Below are 16,462 nucleotides of genomic sequence, written 5' to 3' on the forward strand. Positions count from 1 at the left end.
TCACGAATCACGAATCACGAATCACGAATCACGAATCACGAATCACGAATCACGAATCTCAGCCATCGATCAACTCGCCCGCCGGCAGGAACTGCCAGGTACGGGTGACGTGGAGGACGTCGACCTCCTCGTCGGTCCTGGGCAGCGGCGGGTAGGGCTCGGCGAGCCGGGCGATGCGCAGGGCGGCATCGTCGAGCAGGCGGATGCCGCTGGAGCGGATCACCTGCGCGTTCTCGACACTGCCGTCGCGGCGGATCGCCACGCTGATCACCAGTTCGCCGGCCAGCTGCCGGCGCCGCGCCTCGTCGGGGTAGTTGAGGTTGCCCACCCGCTCCACCCGGTCCACCCACGTGCGCAGGTAGGCGGCATAGGCGTATTCCTGGGTGCTGGCGGAGACGAACTTGCGCTTGGGCCGCTTGGCGTAGCGCTCGGAGCGCAGGTGGATCTCCGCCGCCAGCCGCGCCATCTCCATGTCGCGTTCGATCCGGTCGCGGCCCTCGGGCAGCAGCGACGGATCGGCCTGCGGGGTCGGATCGGGCGTGACGACCTGCTGCTCGCCGCGATGGCTGCTGATCACCCGTGCCTGCGGCGGTGGCCGCGCGTCCGGCGACTGCGCGCGCAGCGGTTCCGGGGCGATGCCGGGCTCGTCCTGCGGCGCGTGGCCGAGCTGCGACTCGCGCGGGCGCCGGCTCTGGTCGTGCTCGCCGCCGCCCTGGTTGCTGGCCTGGGCGAGGAAGTCGGCCTGCGACTGCGTCAGCGGGCTGGTGGTTTCGGTCAGGATCACGTCCAGCGTCGGCAGTACCGGCGCGGCGTCGTCCAGGGCGAAGCCGAGGCCCAGCACCAGCATGCCGTGCAGCAGCAGCGACAGCACCAGGGTCGCGCTCAGGCGCTCGCGATCGCCGATCGGCGGCGGCGGAATGGCGACGACCGCGTTCATGCGCCGCGGAGCAAAGGCGTTTTGCCGCGGCTCCGCGCGGATCCACGCGGACGGAGCAGGGCCGCTTGTGGAAAGGCTTGATCCGTGTTCATCCGCGCGAATCCGTGGCTAGTGACGTCCACCGTCCGACGCCTCGATCGCCGCGAACAGGTCGCCGGCGATGTCGAGGCCGAACTGCGCATCGAGTTCGCGGATGCAGGTCGGGCTGGTGACGTTGACCTCGGTCAGCCAGTCGCCGATCACGTCCAGGCCGACGAAGACCATTCCCCGGCGCTTCATCTCCGGACCGACCTGGGCGGCGATCCAGCGGTCGCGATCGCTCAGCGGCCGGCCTTCGCCGCGGCCGCCGACGGCGAGGTTGCCGCGGAACTCGTCGCCCTGCGGGATCCGCGCCAGGCAGTACGGCACCGGCTCGCCCTCGATCAGCAGGATGCGCTTGTCGCCGTCGACGATCTCGGGCAGGTAGCGCTGCGCCATCGCCGTGCGCGTGCCGCCGTGGGTGAGCGTCTCCAGGATCACGTTGAGGTTGGGATCGCCGACGCGGGTGCGGAAGATCGAGCGTCCGCCCATGCCGTCCAGCGGCTTGAGCACGGCCTCACCGTGCTCGGCCACGAAGGCCTTGAGTGCGGCCGCCTCGCGGCTGACCAGGGTCGGCGGGCAGCACTGCGGGAATTCCAGCGCGGCGAGCTTCTCGTTGAGATCGCGCAGGCCTTGCGGATCGTTGACCACGCGCGCGCCGGCGCGCTGCGCCAGGCCGAGGATCTGGGTGTCGTAGAGGTATTCGGCGTCGACCGGGGGATCGCGGCGCATCAGCACCACGTCGCCGGGCCCCAGGGCGCGCTGCGATGCCGGTCCCAGTTCGAACCAGTCCTCGGCGTTGTCGCGAACGCTCAGTGACGCAACGCGCGCATTGGCGACGCCATTGGTCACCGACAGCCCGCCGGGCAGGACGTAGTGCAGGCGATGGCCGCGGCGCTGCGCCGCCAGCAGCATCGCGAAAGTCGAATCCTTGGCGACCTTGATCGACCCGATCGGGTCCATCACGACGATGACGTCGAGCGGCATGGCAGGGGACGGTGTGGGAGACGCAGCGATGTTAGCAGCAGGCGCGGACTGCGACGCAGTACCGTGAACCGGGGCTCGCAGCGGCGAGCCCCGCGTGCGAAGCTTGACAGTGCGCCGGCCGACTGGGATATAAGACTGTTTGCAGCGGTGTCGGCCGTCGGAAACACCGCGCCAGGGGATCATTGATGATGCAAGACGAAAAAAGCGCCGGCAGCCTCGATGGCTTGCGGGTGATGGTGATCGACGATTCGAAAACCATCCGCCGCACCGCGGAGACGCTGCTCAGGCGCGAGGGGGCGGAGGTGACGACGGCGGTCGACGGGTTCGAGGCGCTGGCCAAGATCGCCGACCAGCATCCGCAGATCATCTTCGTCGACATCATGATGCCGCGGCTCGACGGCTATCAGACCTGTGCATTGATCAAGAACAACCAGATGTTCCGGCAGACACCTGTCATCATGCTGTCGTCCAAGGACGGGCTGTTCGACAAGGCGCGCGGCCGCATCGTGGGCTCGGAGCAGTACGTCACCAAACCATTCACGCGCGAGGAACTGCTCGACGCGATCCGCAAGCACGTCAACGCCTGACCGGGGGGGTAGGGCAATCCAATGGCACGCATCCTGTTGATCGAAGATTCGCCGACCGACGTCGCGGTCCTGACGCAGTTGCTGGAGCGCAACGGCCACCAGGTGCTGACGTCGGCCAGTGCCGAGGACGGCATCGAGGTCTGCCGGCGCGAGCGCCCGGACCTGGTGCTGATGGACGTGGTGCTGCCGGGCATGAACGGCTTCCAGGCCACGCGCGCGCTGTCGCGCGACGCCGACACCAGTGCGATCCCGGTCGTCATCGTCAGCACCAAGGGCATGGATACCGATCGCGCCTGGGGCATGCGCCAGGGCGCCAAGGGCTACCTGGTCAAGCCGCCGAGCGAGGAAGCGCTGATCGGCAGCATCGACGAGCTGCTCGGCACCGCGACATGAAGGCGGAAGGCGCACCGCGGCTCACGGGCGATCCGTTCGGCAGCCTGCTCGATTACGAGCGCCGGAGCCTGGCCCATGTGGCCGGCCTGCCGGAGCAGTTGGACGCCCCCGGCCTGTGGCGCGGCGTCGGCTACCGCATCGGCGATCGCCGCCTGGCCTCCGGCTTCGACGAGGTGATCGAGATCCTGCCGATGCCGCAGATCACACCGGTGCCGGGCGCGCAGCCGTGGATGCTCGGCGTGGCCAACATCCGCGGCAATCTGCTGCCGATCGTCGATCTCAAGCAGTTCCTGGAAGGCGCGCGCACGGTGCTGCACGAAAGCCAGCGCGTGCTGCTGGTGCGCCAGCCCGGCGGCGACGTCGCGGTCACGATCGACGAGCTGTATGGCCAGCGCAGCTTCCTCGAAGAGCAGCTGATGCCGGTCGAACAGCTGGCGGAGGGGCGCTACGCATACTTCCTCGACCGCGCCTACCGGCTCGGCGACGACGAGTGGGCGGTCTTCAGCCTCGACCGGCTAGCCCGCACGCCCGAATTCAGACAAGCCGCGGCCTGATCGCCGCATCGAAAGACACAGGGGTAACGCCATGAGCACCGTAATGGACACCGTCGCCGGCAAGGGCCGCAATCTGGGCACCAATTTCTGGCTGACCGTGCTGGCGGTCGCGCTGCTGATCTTCGGCGCCAACACCGGCTACGCGATCTGGAAGGCGGCGCGCCTGGGCGGCGCCAGCACCGCGGCCTCCAGCCTGCAGGTGAACTCGCAGCGGCTGGCGATCCAGGGCCGCGAGGCGGTGGCCGGCGATGCCGAGGCCTACGCGGCGTTCAAGGCGACCAAGGCGCAGATCGACGGCGACATCGCCGGGCTCAACAGCAACTTCGGCACCACCGCCGGCGTCGCCGGGCCGATCCGCAGCGTGAGCGAAACCTGGGCGCCGCTGGAGCAGCATGCGCAGCAGGTGATCGCCAGCGAACAGGCGGTGTTGGCACTGGCCGGGAATGCCGAACGCTTCACCCAGCGGGTGCCGCAGCTGCAGGCGCAGCTCGACGAACTGGTGCGCGCGATGTCCAACAGCGGCTCGCCGGCCTCGCAGGTCTATATTGCGCTGCGCGAGGTGGTGCTGGCCTCGACCATGGCCCGCCGCGTCACCGAGATCCAGGCCGGCGGCGCCGGTGCGGCGATCGCGGGCGAGGCGCTGGCGCGTGACGTCGGCGTGTTCGAACAGGTGCTCGAGGGGCTGCGCTCCGGCGACGAGGGCATGAACGTACAGGCGCTGAGCAACAGCGGCTCGCTGGCGGCGCTGGAGAACGCCACCGGGCTGTGGACCGAGATGAAGCAGGATCTCGACGCCATCCTCGGCAGCGCGCAGAACCTGTTCGGCGCCCAGGCCGCGGCCGCGGCGCTGACCGCCGGCTCCGACCGGCTGCTGTCCGACAGCGAGGCCCTGTTCCAGGCCTTCACCGCGTTCGGCTCGCTGGCCGACACCAGCATTCTCGGCAACATCTGGATCAGCATCGCCGCCGGCGCACTGGCGCTGGCCGCGATCGTGCTGCTGGTGCTCAGCCTGAACCGGGCGCAGAAGCAGCGCTACGAAACCACCATGGAGCTCAACAACCGCAACCAGGAGGCGATCATGCGCCTGCTGGACGAGATGGGCTCGCTGGCCGAAGGCGACCTGACCGTCAAGGCTACCGTGACCGAGGACATGACCGGCGCGATCGCCGACTCGATCAACTTCGCGGTCGAGCAGCTGCGCAACCTGGTGCAGACGATCAACGACACCTCGGTGCAGGTGTCCTCGAGCGCCCAGGAGACCCAGGCCACCGCCATGCACCTGGCGGAGGCGGCTGAACACCAGGCGCGCGAGATCACCTCGGCCTCGACCCGCATCAGCGAGATCGCGGCCAGCATCGACCAGGTATCGAAGAACTCCGCCGAATCGGCCGACGTGGCGCAGCGCTCGGTGCGGATCGCCACCAAGGGCGCGGGCGTGGTGCGGCAGACGATCCAGGGCATGGACTCGATCCGCGACCAGATCCAGGAAACCTCCAAGCGCATCAAGCGCCTGGGCGAGTCGTCCCAGGAAATCGGCTCGATCGTGGAACTGATCAACGACATCTCCGAGCAGACCAACATCCTGGCGCTGAACGCGGCGATCCAGGCGGCGTCCGCGGGCGAGGCCGGCCGCGGCTTCGCGGTAGTGGCCGACGAAGTGCAGCGGCTCGCCGAGCGCGCCTCCAACGCGACCAAGCGCATCGAGACCCTGGTGCAGACGATTCAGTCCGATACCAACGAGGCGGTCAGCTCGATGGAGCAGACGACCTCGGAAGTGGTCGCCGGCGCACGCCTGGCCGAGGACGCGGGCACCGCGCTGGGCGAGATCGAGAGCGTGTCGACCAACCTGGCCGACCTGATTCAGGGCATCTCCAGCGCCGCGCAGCAGCAGTCGGCCGCGGCCTCCAACATCACCCAGGCGATGAACACGATCCAGTCGATCACCGCGCAGACCTCGCAGGGCGCCAGCCAGACCGCCGAGTCGATCGGCAACCTGGCCCAGCTCGCCGCCGACCTGCGCCGCTCGGTCGCCGACTTCAAGCTGCCGGCCTGACCGCGGCCGATCGCCAGGACGAGACGAACACGAGCATGAAGCCCACCGGTACCCGCCATGGCGTGCACGCGCATCTTCCCCGGAGGATGCGATGACGGCGCTGCGCGACGCGATCGACTACACCACGCTCGGCTGGATCAAGCCGGAGCTCGACGAGACGCTGCAGCAGGCGCGGATCGAGATCGAGGCGTTCGTCGACGATCCCACCGACGCCAGCCGCATGCGTTTTTGCGCCGGCTACCTGCACCAGGTGCAGGGCACCCTGCGCATGGTCGAGCTGTACGCCCCGGCGATGGTCGCCGAGGAGATGGAACGCCTGGCGCAGACGCTGCAGGAAGGCGCCACCCGCGATCGCGACGGCGCCTGTGCCTCGCTGATGCGCGGCGCGTTGCTGCTGCCGGACTACCTGGAACGGCTGCAGGGCGGGCACAAGGACATCCCGATCGTGCTGCTGCCGCTGCTGAACGAATTGCGTGCGGCGCGCGGTGCCGCCGGTTTGAGCGAGAGCGTGCTGTTCGCGCCGGACCTGCAGCGTCCGCTGCCGGCGGACCTGCCGCAGGCGGCGCCCGAGCCGGATCCGGCGCGCGGCCAAACGGGCGCACGGCTCGCGGAACTCAACGCGGCGATGGCGGCCTGGCCGGACGACGGCGGCCCGGCGGACGCCGCGGCGTTCGCGACGACGCTGGAGGCGTTGTTGCCGCAGGCCCGCGAGGAACCGGTGCGACGCATGCTGTGGGTCGCCTCGCGGACGATGCAGGCGCTGCGCGACGGCGCGATCGTGGCGGACACGGCGTTGCGCCAGGGCTTCGCCGGGGTGGTGCGCGAGGCGCGCCAACAGCTGCAGCACGACGGTTTCGGCGTGCCTTCGCCGGAAACCGCGCTGGAGCCGACCCGGCAACTGCTCTACCACGTTGCCAACAACGGCGGCGAGCACGCGGCGCTGCGTGAACTGCGTGACACCTTCGATCTGGATGCGCCGGCGCCGAGCGAAGCCGAGCTCGACCATGCCCGTGGCAGCCTGCGCGGCCGCAACCGCGCGCTGCTGGACACGGTGGCGGGCGCGGTGAAGGAAGACCTGCTGCGGGTCAAGGACGTGCTCGACCTGCATCTGCGTACCGGCGAGCGCAGCACCGTCGCGCTGCAGCCGCAGGTCGAGGCGCTGGGCCGCGTCGCCGATACCCTCGGCATGCTCGGCCTCGGCGTCGCCCGCACCGTGGTGCAGCAGCAGCGCGAGGCGATGGAGGCGATCGTGCGCGGCGACCGCCAGGCCGACGAGAACGCCCTGCTCGACATCGCCGGTTCGCTGCTCTACGTCGATGCCTCGCTGGACGACCAGGTCGCGCGCCTCGGCGACGGCGACGCCAGCGACGACGAGGATCCGCTGGTCGGCGAATCGCGCAAGGCCGGAGAAATCCTCGCCCGCGAGGCGATCGCCAACTTCGCCGATGCGCGGCAGGCGTTCGTCGCTTTCGTCGAGACCAGCTGGGACCATGGCGAGCTGGTGGAGGTCCCGCGCCTGCTGCAGGAAGTCTCCGGGGCGCTGCAGATGTTGCAGCTGCCGTTGCCGGCCGATTACCTGACCGGCGTGCGCCGCTATACCGAGACCGAGCTGCTCGTGCGCAAGCGCGTGCCCAATGGCCGCCAGCTCGACACCCTGGCCGACGCACTGGCCAGTCTCGAGTACTACCTCGAGGCGCTGCGCGAGCAGCGCGGCAACCGCGACGACATCCTCGACATCGCGCGCAACAGTCTCGAAACGCTCGGCTACTGGCCGCTGCCGCCGGAACAGGCGCCCGTCGCCGAATCCGCCGATGGTGCCGATGTCGCCGCCGCCGGCAGCGGGCAGGCCGCGGCGCCCGAGGCGATCGCTGCCGGCGTGGCCGCGTTCATCGACCGCCCACGCGCCGGGCAGGAGCAGGGCACCGATCCAGCCGCCCCGACGGCCTCTGCGGCCGCGGTCCGCATGGACGGTGGCTTCGAGGCGACCGACGAGGACATCGACGACGAGATCCGCGAGGTGTTCCTGGAGGAATTCGCCGAGGAGATCGACCACCTCGACAAGCTGCTGCCGCCGTGGCGCGAACAGCCCAACGACATGGAGCGGCTGCGTCCGATCCGGCGCGTGTTCCACACCCTCAAGGGCAGCGGCCGCCTGGTCGGCGCGCGCGCGCTCGGCGATTTCAGCTGGAAGATCGAGAGCCTGCTCAACCGCGTGCTCGACGGATCGCGCGCGGCGACCCCGGCAGTCGTGGCGATGGTCGACCAGGCGTTCCAGACGCTGCCGCAGTTGCAGTCGGCGCTGCGCGGCGAGGCCGCGGTCGAAGTCGACCTGGCGCAGATGCAGGCCGATGCCGAGCGCATCGCCGCGGGCGACGAGGCGCCGCCGCGACCCGCAGCCGTCCGTGTCGCGCCAACGGCCGCAGCGCCCGAAACGGAAGAAATCGTCGCGCCGGCGTCCGATCGCGAAGCGCAGGCGCCGGACGCGACAGCCGGTGCGCCCGGGCCGGAGATCGCCGACGCCCCCGACATGGTGCCGGCCTCGGTCGATGCACTGCTGCTCGAGATCCTCGATGCCGAGGTCACCGGCCATCGCGCCACCGTGGACGCATGGGTGGCGCGAGCAGCGGCCGGCGACAGCGCGGCCGATGACACGCTGTTGCGCGCGGTCCACACCATGAACGGCGCTTTCGCAATGGCCGAGGTGCCGGTGGTCACCGAGGCGCTGGCGCCAGCCGAGTCCTACATCCGCCGGATGCTGGCGGCACAGGCCGTTGCCGACGCCGAGGGCATCGCCGCGATCGGCGCGCTGTCGACGCTCGTGGGCGCCACGGTCGCGGGCCTGAAGTCCAGTCGCCCGCAGGTACCGACCTGCGATGCCCTGGCTGCGCGGCTGGCGACCTTGCGTGACGGTCTGCCGGAAGTCCGGCCGGCACCGCCGGTCGTCGATGACGACGACGATGGTGCATCGCTGGCGATGGGCCCGGTGGATGCGGAGCTGTCGGCGCTCGACCTCAGCGCCTACGGCGATCTTGCCGGGGTTGCGGTGCCGGAGTTCGGGCGCGAGTCCGGGGAAGAGACGGTGGCGGCGGAACGCGGCGGCGAAGCCGAACGCGTCGAAGCAGGACACCTCGAAGCCGAACGTCTCGAAGCCGAACGCGTCGAAGTCGAGCGCCTTGAGGCCGAACGCCTCGAAGCGGAGCGTCTCGAAGCCGAACGCCTCGAAGCGGAGCGTCTCGAAGCCGAGCGTCTCGAAGCCGAGCGTCTCGAAGCCGAGCGTCTCGAAACCGAGCGTCTCGAAGCCGAACGTCTCGAAGCCGAACGTCTCGAAGCCGAGCGTCTCGAGGCCGAGCGTCTCGAAGTCGAGCGTCTCGAAGCCGAGCGTCTCGAGGCTGAACGTCTCGAGGCCGAGCGCCTCGAAGCCGAGCGCCTCGAAGCCGAGCGTCTCGAAACCGAGCGTCTCGAGGCCGAACGTCTCGAGGCCGAACGCGTCGAAGCCGAACGTCTCGAACTCGAAGCAGAGGAGGAGGCCGAGTACGCGCGCCTCGAAGCCGAATACGCAGAACAGGACAGGCTTGCCCGCCTGGAGGCCGAAAATGCCGCGGCCGCCGGATCCGGGTCCGATGCCGATGCCGAAGTCCCGGAGCCCGTCGCGGAACCCGCGACGCCCGAGCCCGAGCCCGAGCCCGAGCCTGCCCCGGCCGCGACTGCGCAGGCCGATGCGACAGCAGCCGTGGATCCGGACGCGCCGCTCGAGCTGGCCGATCTCGACACCGAACTCGTCGACATCTTCGTCGAGGAAAGCGGCGACCTGCTCGATCACGCCGACGGCCTGCTCGCGCAGCTGCGCGAGGCCCCCGGCGAGCGCGAGCCGCTGGTCGGGTTGCAGCGCGACCTGCATACCATCAAGGGCGGTGCGCGCATGGCCGGGATCATGGCCATCGGCGAACTCGGCCATGCCATGGAGTCGCTGCTGGAGTCGGTGGTCGAGCAGCGCTGCGAGCTCGGCAGCGACGGCATCCCGCTGCTCGAGCGCGGGTTCGACCGTCTGCATGTGATGGTGACACGCATCGGCGAGCGCCGTGCGGTGTCACTGTCGGAGGAACTGAGCGTCGAATTCGACGCCCGCGCCCGCGGCGAAACACCGGCCTCGCGGGCCGAGGCCGAATCCACTGCAGCCGCGGCGCCGGCGCCGGCCGTGGAGCTCGCGCCGCTGTCGGCGCCGATCGGCGACGACACGGCGGGCGACGGCGACGACATCACCGTGCGCGTCCCGCAGGAGCAGGTGCGCATTCGCGCCGATCTGCTCGACCGCCTGGTCAACTACGCCGGCGAGGTGGCGATCTACCGCGCCCGCCTCGAGCAGCAGCTCGGTGCCTTCCGCGCGGCGATGGCCGAGATGGAGCAGACCAACACCCGCCTGCGCGACCAGCTGCGCCGCCTCGACATCGAGACCGAGGCGCAGATCATCGCCCGCTTCCAGCGCGAGGGCGACAGCGGCGACGCCTCCTTCGATCCGCTGGAGCTCGACCGTTTCTCCACCCTGCAGCAGCTGTCGCGCGCGCTGGCCGAATCGGCCACCGACATGACCAGCCTGCAGGGCACGCTCGACGACCTGACGCGCCAGTACGAAACCCTGCTGCTGCAGCAGTCGCGGGTGAGCTCCGACCTGCAGGAAGGCCTCATGCGCACGCGCATGGTGCCGTTCGACGCCTTGCTGCCGCGCCTGCGGCGGGTGGTGCGCCAGGCTGCCGCCGAAACCGGCAAGCAGGTGCAGCTGAAGCTCGACGGCGCCCAGGGCGAGCTCGACCGCAACGTGCTCGAGCGCATGACCGCGCCGCTGGAACACATGCTGCGCAACGCCGTCGTGCACGGCCTGGAAGGGCCGCAGGAGCGCCGCAGGGCGAACAAGCCGGAAGAGGGCACGGTGCGGATCGCGGTACGCCGCGAAGGCTCCGAAGTGGTGCTCGAGGTCGGCGACGACGGCCGCGGCCTCGACCGCGAAGCGATCCGGCGCCGCGCCGAGCAGCGCGGCCTGGTGCGTGCCGATGCGGTGCTCGGCAACAGCGATCTCGATACGATGATCTTCGAGCCCGGCTTCTCCACCGCCGACGAAGTCAGCCGGCTGGCCGGCCGCGGCGTCGGCATGGACGTGGTGGCCAGCGAGGTGCGCCAGCTCGGCGGCACGCTCGACATCGATTCGCGCAGCAGCGAAGGCACCCGGTTCACCCTGCGCCTGCCGCAGACGCTGGCGGTCACCCAGGCGGTGTTCGTGCGCATCGGCGAGACCAGCTTCGCGGTGCCGATCGCCTCGGTGCGTGGCGTCGGCCGGATCTCGCGTGCGCGCATGGAAGATCCGCACGCCGGCTACTCGTACGGCGGCGAGGAGTACGCGTTGCACGATCTCGGCAAGCTGGTCGGCCATGCACCGGCGCGGGCCGACGGGCAGCTGCAGATGCCGCTGCTGCTGATCGGCGCCGGCGACCTGCGCGCCGCGGTGGCGGTCGACCAGATCGTCGGCAACCGCGAAATCGTGGTGAAGCCGGTGGGGCCGCAGGTCGCCTCGGTGCCCGGCATCTTCGGCGCCACCATCATGGGCGACGGCAGCGTGGTCGTGATCCTCGACATCGCGCCGCTGGTGCGTCGCCAGGTGGTGCAGCCGCGCGAGGAGGGCGCCACGGGGGCGTCGGAGCGGCGCCAGGTGCCGCTGGTGATGGTGGTCGACGACTCGGTGACCATGCGCAAGGTCACCGGGCGCGTGCTCGAGCGCCACAACCTCGAGGTGGTGACGGCGAAGGACGGCATCGACGCGCTCGAGCGCCTGGACGAGCGCGTGCCCGACCTGATGCTGCTCGACATCGAGATGCCGCGCATGGACGGCTACGAGCTGGCCACGCAGATGAAGGCCGATCCGCGCCTGCGCAGCGTGCCGATCGTGATGATCACCTCCCGCACCGGCGAAAAGCACCGCCAGCGCGCATTCGAGATCGGCGTGGAACGCTATCTCGGCAAGCCGTACCAGGAGAACGAACTGATGCGCAACGTGCTGGACCTGCTCGGAAGCGGACGCGGCGATGGTTGACGGCGCCACCCGCGTCGCGCTGCTGGCGCGCCCCGGCGATGCCCGCGAGCGCCTGGCCTCGGCGCTGCGCGAGGCCGGCGCGGACCTGGTCGCCGTCGCCGATCCGGTGTCCACCGATGCCAGCGAGGTCGCCGCGGCTTCGCCGCAGGCGATCCTGGTGGCGCTGGAACCGGCGATCGAGGATGCGCTCGAAGCCTATGAGTCGTTGCTCGGCGACCCGCGGATCGCGGTGATCTTCGACGAGGCCGAACTGGCGGCGCAACGCGCCGGCTGGGACGCCGCGCGCTGGGTGCGGCATCTCGCGGCCAAGCTCAACCGCCATGACGACGTGCTGCCGCCCGGGCGCGAGCAGGACGGCGAGTGGCAGCCGTCGCCCGGGCCGTTGTCGCCGGGCTACCGTGAAGCGTCGGCGCTCGAGCTGGCGTCGATCGCCGGCGAAATGCAGGCGGCGGCCGAAGAGGTGCCGCGCAACGACGGCCTGGACGCCGTGGAGCCGGCCGAGGCCACGCCGCATCCCATGGGTCCGGCGCATGCCGCTGCGTCTACGGCCGCGGACGAGGTCGCCGCTTTCGCCATCGATATCGACATCGACGACGACGTATCCGTTGCCTCCGCCGAAGACATCGCGCTCGGCGGGATGACGCTGCAGGAGGTGACCCTCGATGGACTTGACGTCGAGGGGCTGTCGCTGGAGGACATCAGTTTCGAAGCCGGCGACGACGTCGGCAGCGCTCGGGATCCAGCGGACGATGCAGGCGAAGCGACAGCCGCGACGGAGGCGAACGCGGATGACGATGACCACGCCGTCGCTGCCGACTCGGTCGATGATTCGGAGCTGACGCTGATCGACGACGCCGTGACGGGGCCGGATTCGGCTTCCGCCGGCCGCCGCTTCAGCCAGGACCTGGCCGACTTGGAAGTACGGATCGCCGGCCTCGAACTGGCCGATGCCGACAGCTACGGCCATGGCCCGGAACAAGGCGCAGTGCTGATCGAAGGGGGACTGGGTGGGCCGGACGCGGTGCGTCAGTTGCTGGCGGCGATCCCGTCGGGCTTTCCGCGCCCGCTGCTGGTGCGCCTGCGCCTGGACGGCGGCCGCTACGACCGCCTGGTACGCCAGATGGAGCGCGCCGCGCAATTGCCGGCGGTGCTGGCCGAGGACGGCGCCGGCGCCGAGGCGGGCCATGTGTATTTCCTGCCGCCTGACATCACCATCGTGCGCGATCGCGGGCAATTGCGTTTCACGCGTGCCGAGGGTGCCGGTGCCGGCCTGCCGGAAGCGCTGCCGCCGGGCGACAGTGCGGTACTGTTCCTCAGCGGCAGCGATCCATCGCTGGTCGATGCCGCCATGGGGCGCGCCTGGGGCGGCGCCCTGGTCGCCGGCCAGTCGCCCGAGGGTTGCTACGACGGGGCCGCGGCCGACGTCGTGATCGCGCGCGGTGGCGAATCCGGCATGCCGCGACAATTGGCCGCGCGTCTCAGCGAGCGCTGGCCGTCCTCCGACCGTCCGGCCGGTGCAGATCTCGAGGAGCCAGAAGCGTGAGCGACGATCGCCAGGACATCCGCGGCGTGCTGATCCAGGTCCAGGGGGCACGTTTGCTGCTGCCCAATGCCACCATCTCCGAAGTCCTGTCCTATGCCGATCCGGAACCGGTCGCCGACGCCCCCGACTGGCTGCTTGGTCGCATCCGCTGGCGCGGCTGGCAGCTGCCGCTGGTGGCGTTCTCGCGCATGGCCGGCATCGCCGCCGAGCAGGGCGGGCTCGGCAGCAAGGTGGTGGTGATGAAGGCGCTGCACGGCAGCGACCGCATGCCCTTTTTCGCGCTGCTGACCCATGGCTTCCCGCGCCTGGTCACGGTCGCCCGAGACGCGTTGGTCGCCGATGCCGATGAGGGCACGTTGCCCGAGGGCGTGCTCACCCGTGTGTTGCTCAACGACGACCCGGCACTGATCCCGGATCTCGACGCCGTCGCTGCCGCGGTCGAAAGCGCGCTGCAACGGGCCGCCTGATTTCCGCGGCACCAACCAGGTAGCCAGCAGGACCTTCCATTTCTCGAAGGCCTGCCGCATTCCTCCGTAGGAGCGCGCCATGCGCGCGATACCGCGGGTGTCGGCAAGATCCGGTGGATGCCGAGATCCTGGACTGGCAGATGCGCCGGTCACCGGAATTTGCAGGCGACGCCATGCCCGCGGTATCGCGCGCATGGCGCGCTCCTACGGAGAATTCCGCGTACGCTGCCCGTCGGCAATTATCTGCCCATGTCGCCGAAGCGGGATTGCAGCGCCGCGATCGCGGCGATGCCCGCGGTCTCGGTGCGCAGCACGCGCGGGCCGAGGCGGATCCCGGCGAAGCCGGCGGCGTGCAGGGTCTCGCGATCGCGAGCCGACCAGCCGCCCTCCGGCCCCACGGCGATCACCACCGGCGCTTCCGGCGGATCGAGCGAAGTGATCGTGGCCGTGGCGAACGGATCGAGCAGCAGCCGCGGCCCGCTTGCCGGCAGCCCGGGCAGCGCCGCGGCGAGGGGCTGGACCGCGGCGACACCGGGAACCCGTGCCCGGCCGCTCTGCTCGCAGGCGGCGACTACCACGCTGGTCCAGTGCGCAAGCCGCTTTTCCGCCCGCGCGGCGTCCAGCTTCACCTCGCTGCGTTCGCTGCCGGCGGGAACGAAGCCGGCCACGCCCAGTTCGGTCGCCTTCTGCAGGATCCAGTCCATCTTCTCGCCGCGGGCGATGCCCTGCAGCAGCACGATGCGCAACGGCGACTCGTTGTCGACCGTGCGCATCGCCAGCACCTCGGCCTCGCCGCCGCGTTTGCCGGCCGCGACGATGCGGCAGTCGTAGTCGCGGCCGTCGCCGTTGAACAGCACGCAGGCATCGCCTTCGCGCAAGCGTAGCACGCGCAGCAGGTGCGCGACGGCCGCATCCGGCAATGCGACGCGTGCGCCGGGGACCAGCGGTGTGTCGAGGTAGGCGCGGGTCAGGCGCATGGCGCCGTCTTCCGGGCCGGCGATGGAGGGCGGCAGTCCATGGCGCGTATCGGAGCGGAGGAGTGCGCCGGGCGCCAGGCAAATCCCCCCCAGCCCCCCTTTTTCAAAGGGGGGAGCTCGCCGCCGCCACAAGTGGGGTTTTGCAGGATTCCGTTGCACAGCTTGGTCGGCTCCGACATGCCCGCTCCGATCTTCCGCGGCGGCATGTTCGGCTGCACGCGGACCGCTGGCAGGACAGTTCGCAAATGCGCTGTTGCCTCCCCCCTTTGAAAAAGGGGGGCTGGGGGGGATTTGCTGTTGCCGGGTCGCGCGGCGACGCCCCGGGCGACGGCCCGGGCATGCACCCGATGCGATCGCGCGCAGGCGAGCCGGCGGCTCACGCCGTCGCCTCGTCGATCGCCGCGCGGGTGGTCTCGGCCAGCAGCTGCAGCTGGTCATCGTCGATGCAGTACGGCGGCATCCAGTAGAGGATGTCGCCGAGTGGACGCAGCAACACCCCGCGTTCCACCGCGGCCCGGTAGGCACGCAGCCCGATGCGGCGGGCGGGATCGAACGGCGTGCGCCGGTCGCCGTTTTCCGTCAGTTCGAAGGCGACGATCATGCCCGCCTGGCGCACGTCGGCGACGTGCGGGTGCGCCGCCAGCGGCGCGGCGAGCGCAGCCATCTTCTCCGCCGTGACCCGGTTGCGCGCGAGCACGGCGTCGGCCTCGAAGATATCCAGCGTCGCCAGTGCCGCGGCGCAGGCCAGCGGATTCCCCGTGTAGCTGTGCGAATGCAGGAATGCACGCTCGCGCGACTCGTCGAGGAAGCCCTCGTAGATCGTCTGCGTGGCCAGCACCGCCGCCAGCGGCAGGAAGCCGCCGGTCAGGCCCTTTGACAGGCACAGCAGGTCCGGCATCACGCCTGCCTGCTCGCAGGCGAACAGCGTGCCGGTGCGCCCGAAGCCGACCGCGATCTCGTCGGCAATCAGGAACGCGCCGTGCACGTCGCACAGCTCGCGTGCGCGCTTCAGGTACACCGGGTCGTACATGCGCATGCCGCCGGCGCACTGCACGCGCGGCTCCAGCACCAGCGCGCAGATCTCGCCCGGATGCTCGTCGAACAGGCGCGCCAGCGCGTCGCCGGCGTCTTCGGCATGGCCGGCGGCGCTCTGGCCTTCGCGGGCGAGATACGCGTCCGGCGAGGGCGCGAACAGCGTTTCCATCAGCAGCGGTGCATAGACCCGTCGGTACAGCGGGATGTCACCGACCGACAGCGCGCCGATGGTTTCGCCGTGATAGCCGTTCTCCAGCGCGACGAACTTCGTCCGCCGTGGCTCGTCGCCGCGGTTCACGAACCACTGGAATGCCATCTTCAAGGCGACCTCGACACCGGCCGAGCCGTTGTCGGCGTAGAACACCTTCGCCAGCGGGTGGCGGCCGGCCTGGCGCGGTGCCAGTGCCAGCAACCGTTCGGCCAGCTCCACTGCCGGCAGGTGCGAGCAGCCGGCCAGGATCACGTGCTCGAGCGTGCGCGCCTGCCGTGCGATCGCCTCGGCGATGCGTGGCTCGGCATGGCCGAACAGGTTGGTCCACCAGCTCGACACCGCGTCCAGCATGCGGCGGCCGTCGGGCGCGACCAGCCAGGCGCCGTCGCCGCTTGCGACCGGCAGCAGCGGCAGGGTATCGGGATGCTCGCGCATCTGCGTGCACGGATGCCACAGCACGGCGAGGTCGCGGGCGCGCCAGTCGGCGGCGTCGGCTAGAATGGCGGGATCGTGAAGCTTCTCAGTCATCCCGGCATTATCGCCCGGCCGGCAGCCGGACTT

11 protein-coding genes and 2 pseudogenes are annotated in these 16,462 nt (G+C 70.4%); 8 read left to right on the forward strand and 5 right to left on the reverse strand.

The window, feature by feature from the left end; genetic code table 11:
• Positions 1–58: 58 nt before the first annotated feature.
• Both FXO19_RS14870 and gshB read right to left on the reverse strand, forming a co-directional pair.
• Entirely contained in the window at positions 59–937 is an 879-nt protein-coding gene (locus FXO19_RS14870) for an energy transducer TonB (protein ID WP_149195904.1), read from the reverse strand.
• A gap of 108 nt (positions 938–1,045) precedes the next feature.
• Positions 1,046–2,002 carry a glutathione synthase gene (gshB, locus tag FXO19_RS14875; RefSeq protein ID WP_149195905.1) on the reverse strand — a complete coding sequence of 319 codons (957 nt, stop codon included), beginning with the start codon at positions 2,000–2,002 and terminating at the stop codon, positions 1,046–1,048.
• Positions 2,003–2,190: 188 nt separating this feature from the next.
• Between gshB and pilG the strand changes: the two genes are divergently transcribed.
• The 5 genes and pseudogenes from pilG to FXO19_RS19855 all read left to right on the forward strand — a co-directional run.
• The gene (gene pilG, locus FXO19_RS14880; protein ID WP_425481485.1) at positions 2,191–2,589 is read left to right on the forward strand and encodes a twitching motility response regulator PilG; all 399 of its coding nucleotides are present in this window, start codon (positions 2,191–2,193) and stop codon (positions 2,587–2,589) included.
• A gap of 21 nt (positions 2,590–2,610) precedes the next feature.
• Positions 2,611–2,982 carry a response regulator gene (locus FXO19_RS14885; RefSeq protein WP_149195907.1) on the forward strand — a complete coding sequence of 124 codons (372 nt, stop codon included), beginning with the start codon at positions 2,611–2,613 and terminating at the stop codon, positions 2,980–2,982.
• Complete coding sequence (locus FXO19_RS14890; RefSeq protein WP_149195908.1) at positions 2,979–3,536, forward strand: chemotaxis protein CheW; 558 nt, start codon at positions 2,979–2,981, stop codon at positions 3,534–3,536. The genes FXO19_RS14885 and FXO19_RS14890 overlap by 4 nt, the downstream gene beginning before the upstream one ends.
• 31 nt (positions 3,537–3,567) lie before the next feature.
• A complete protein-coding gene (locus FXO19_RS14895) occupies positions 3,568–5,589 on the forward strand; it encodes a methyl-accepting chemotaxis protein (RefSeq protein WP_149195909.1) in 2,022 nt (673 codons plus the stop codon).
• Between the two features lie 91 nt (positions 5,590–5,680).
• Positions 5,681–7,858 (forward strand): annotated as a pseudogene (locus tag FXO19_RS19855) (Hpt domain-containing protein); the annotation flags it as partial.
• A gap of 742 nt (positions 7,859–8,600) precedes the next feature.
• Here the strand turns inward: FXO19_RS19855 and FXO19_RS19860 are convergent.
• Positions 8,601–9,317, reverse strand: coding sequence for a pentapeptide repeat-containing protein (locus FXO19_RS19860; RefSeq protein WP_425481487.1), 717 nt, complete (start codon positions 9,315–9,317; stop codon positions 8,601–8,603).
• Positions 9,318–9,373: 56 nt separating this feature from the next.
• Between FXO19_RS19860 and FXO19_RS19865 the strand changes: the two are divergent.
• From FXO19_RS19865 to FXO19_RS14910, 3 genes and pseudogenes are all read left to right on the forward strand, one after another.
• Positions 9,374–11,668: pseudogene (locus tag FXO19_RS19865) on the forward strand (response regulator); the annotation flags it as partial.
• Positions 11,661–13,211, forward strand: coding sequence for a chemotaxis protein CheB (locus FXO19_RS14905; RefSeq protein ID WP_149195911.1), 1,551 nt, complete (start codon positions 11,661–11,663; stop codon positions 13,209–13,211). The pseudogene FXO19_RS19865 and the gene FXO19_RS14905, both read left to right, overlap by 8 nt.
• Complete coding sequence (locus tag FXO19_RS14910; RefSeq protein WP_149195912.1) at positions 13,208–13,678, forward strand: chemotaxis protein CheW; 471 nt, start codon at positions 13,208–13,210, stop codon at positions 13,676–13,678. Before FXO19_RS14905 ends, FXO19_RS14910 begins: the two co-directional genes overlap by 4 nt.
• A 239-nt stretch (positions 13,679–13,917) precedes the next feature.
• On the opposite strand, the gene FXO19_RS14915 is transcribed toward FXO19_RS14910, so the two are convergent.
• Complete coding sequence (locus FXO19_RS14915; RefSeq protein WP_149195913.1) at positions 13,918–14,655, reverse strand: 16S rRNA (uracil(1498)-N(3))-methyltransferase; 738 nt, start codon at positions 14,653–14,655, stop codon at positions 13,918–13,920.
• Positions 14,656–15,031: 376 nt separating this feature from the next.
• Complete coding sequence (gene bioA / locus FXO19_RS14920) at positions 15,032–16,429, reverse strand: adenosylmethionine--8-amino-7-oxononanoate transaminase (RefSeq protein ID WP_149195914.1); 1,398 nt, start codon at positions 16,427–16,429, stop codon at positions 15,032–15,034.
• Between the last annotated feature and the right edge of the window lie 33 nt (positions 16,430–16,462).

This window comes from Luteimonas suaedae (genome assembly GCF_008312895.1).
Lineage (GTDB): Bacteria > Pseudomonadota > Gammaproteobacteria > Xanthomonadales > Xanthomonadaceae > Luteimonas > Luteimonas suaedae.

Coding starts and splice junctions, on each gene's coding strand:
- FXO19_RS14890 (WP_149195908.1), top strand. CDS start 2,979: ATGAAGGCGGAAGGCGCACCGCGGCTCACGGGCGATCCGTTCGGCAGC.
- bioA (WP_149195914.1), bottom strand. CDS start 16,429: ATGACTGAGAAGCTTCACGATCCCGCCATTCTAGCCGACGCCGCCGAC.
- FXO19_RS14885 (WP_149195907.1), top strand. CDS start 2,611: ATGGCACGCATCCTGTTGATCGAAGATTCGCCGACCGACGTCGCGGTC.
- FXO19_RS14905 (WP_149195911.1), top strand. CDS start 11,661: ATGGTTGACGGCGCCACCCGCGTCGCGCTGCTGGCGCGCCCCGGCGAT.
- FXO19_RS14915 (WP_149195913.1), bottom strand. CDS start 14,655: ATGCGCCTGACCCGCGCCTACCTCGACACACCGCTGGTCCCCGGCGCA.
- gshB (WP_149195905.1), bottom strand. CDS start 2,002: ATGCCGCTCGACGTCATCGTCGTGATGGACCCGATCGGGTCGATCAAG.
- pilG (WP_425481485.1), top strand. CDS start 2,191: ATGCAAGACGAAAAAAGCGCCGGCAGCCTCGATGGCTTGCGGGTGATG.
- FXO19_RS14870 (WP_149195904.1), bottom strand. CDS start 937: ATGAACGCGGTCGTCGCCATTCCGCCGCCGCCGATCGGCGATCGCGAG.
- FXO19_RS14895 (WP_149195909.1), top strand. CDS start 3,568: ATGAGCACCGTAATGGACACCGTCGCCGGCAAGGGCCGCAATCTGGGC.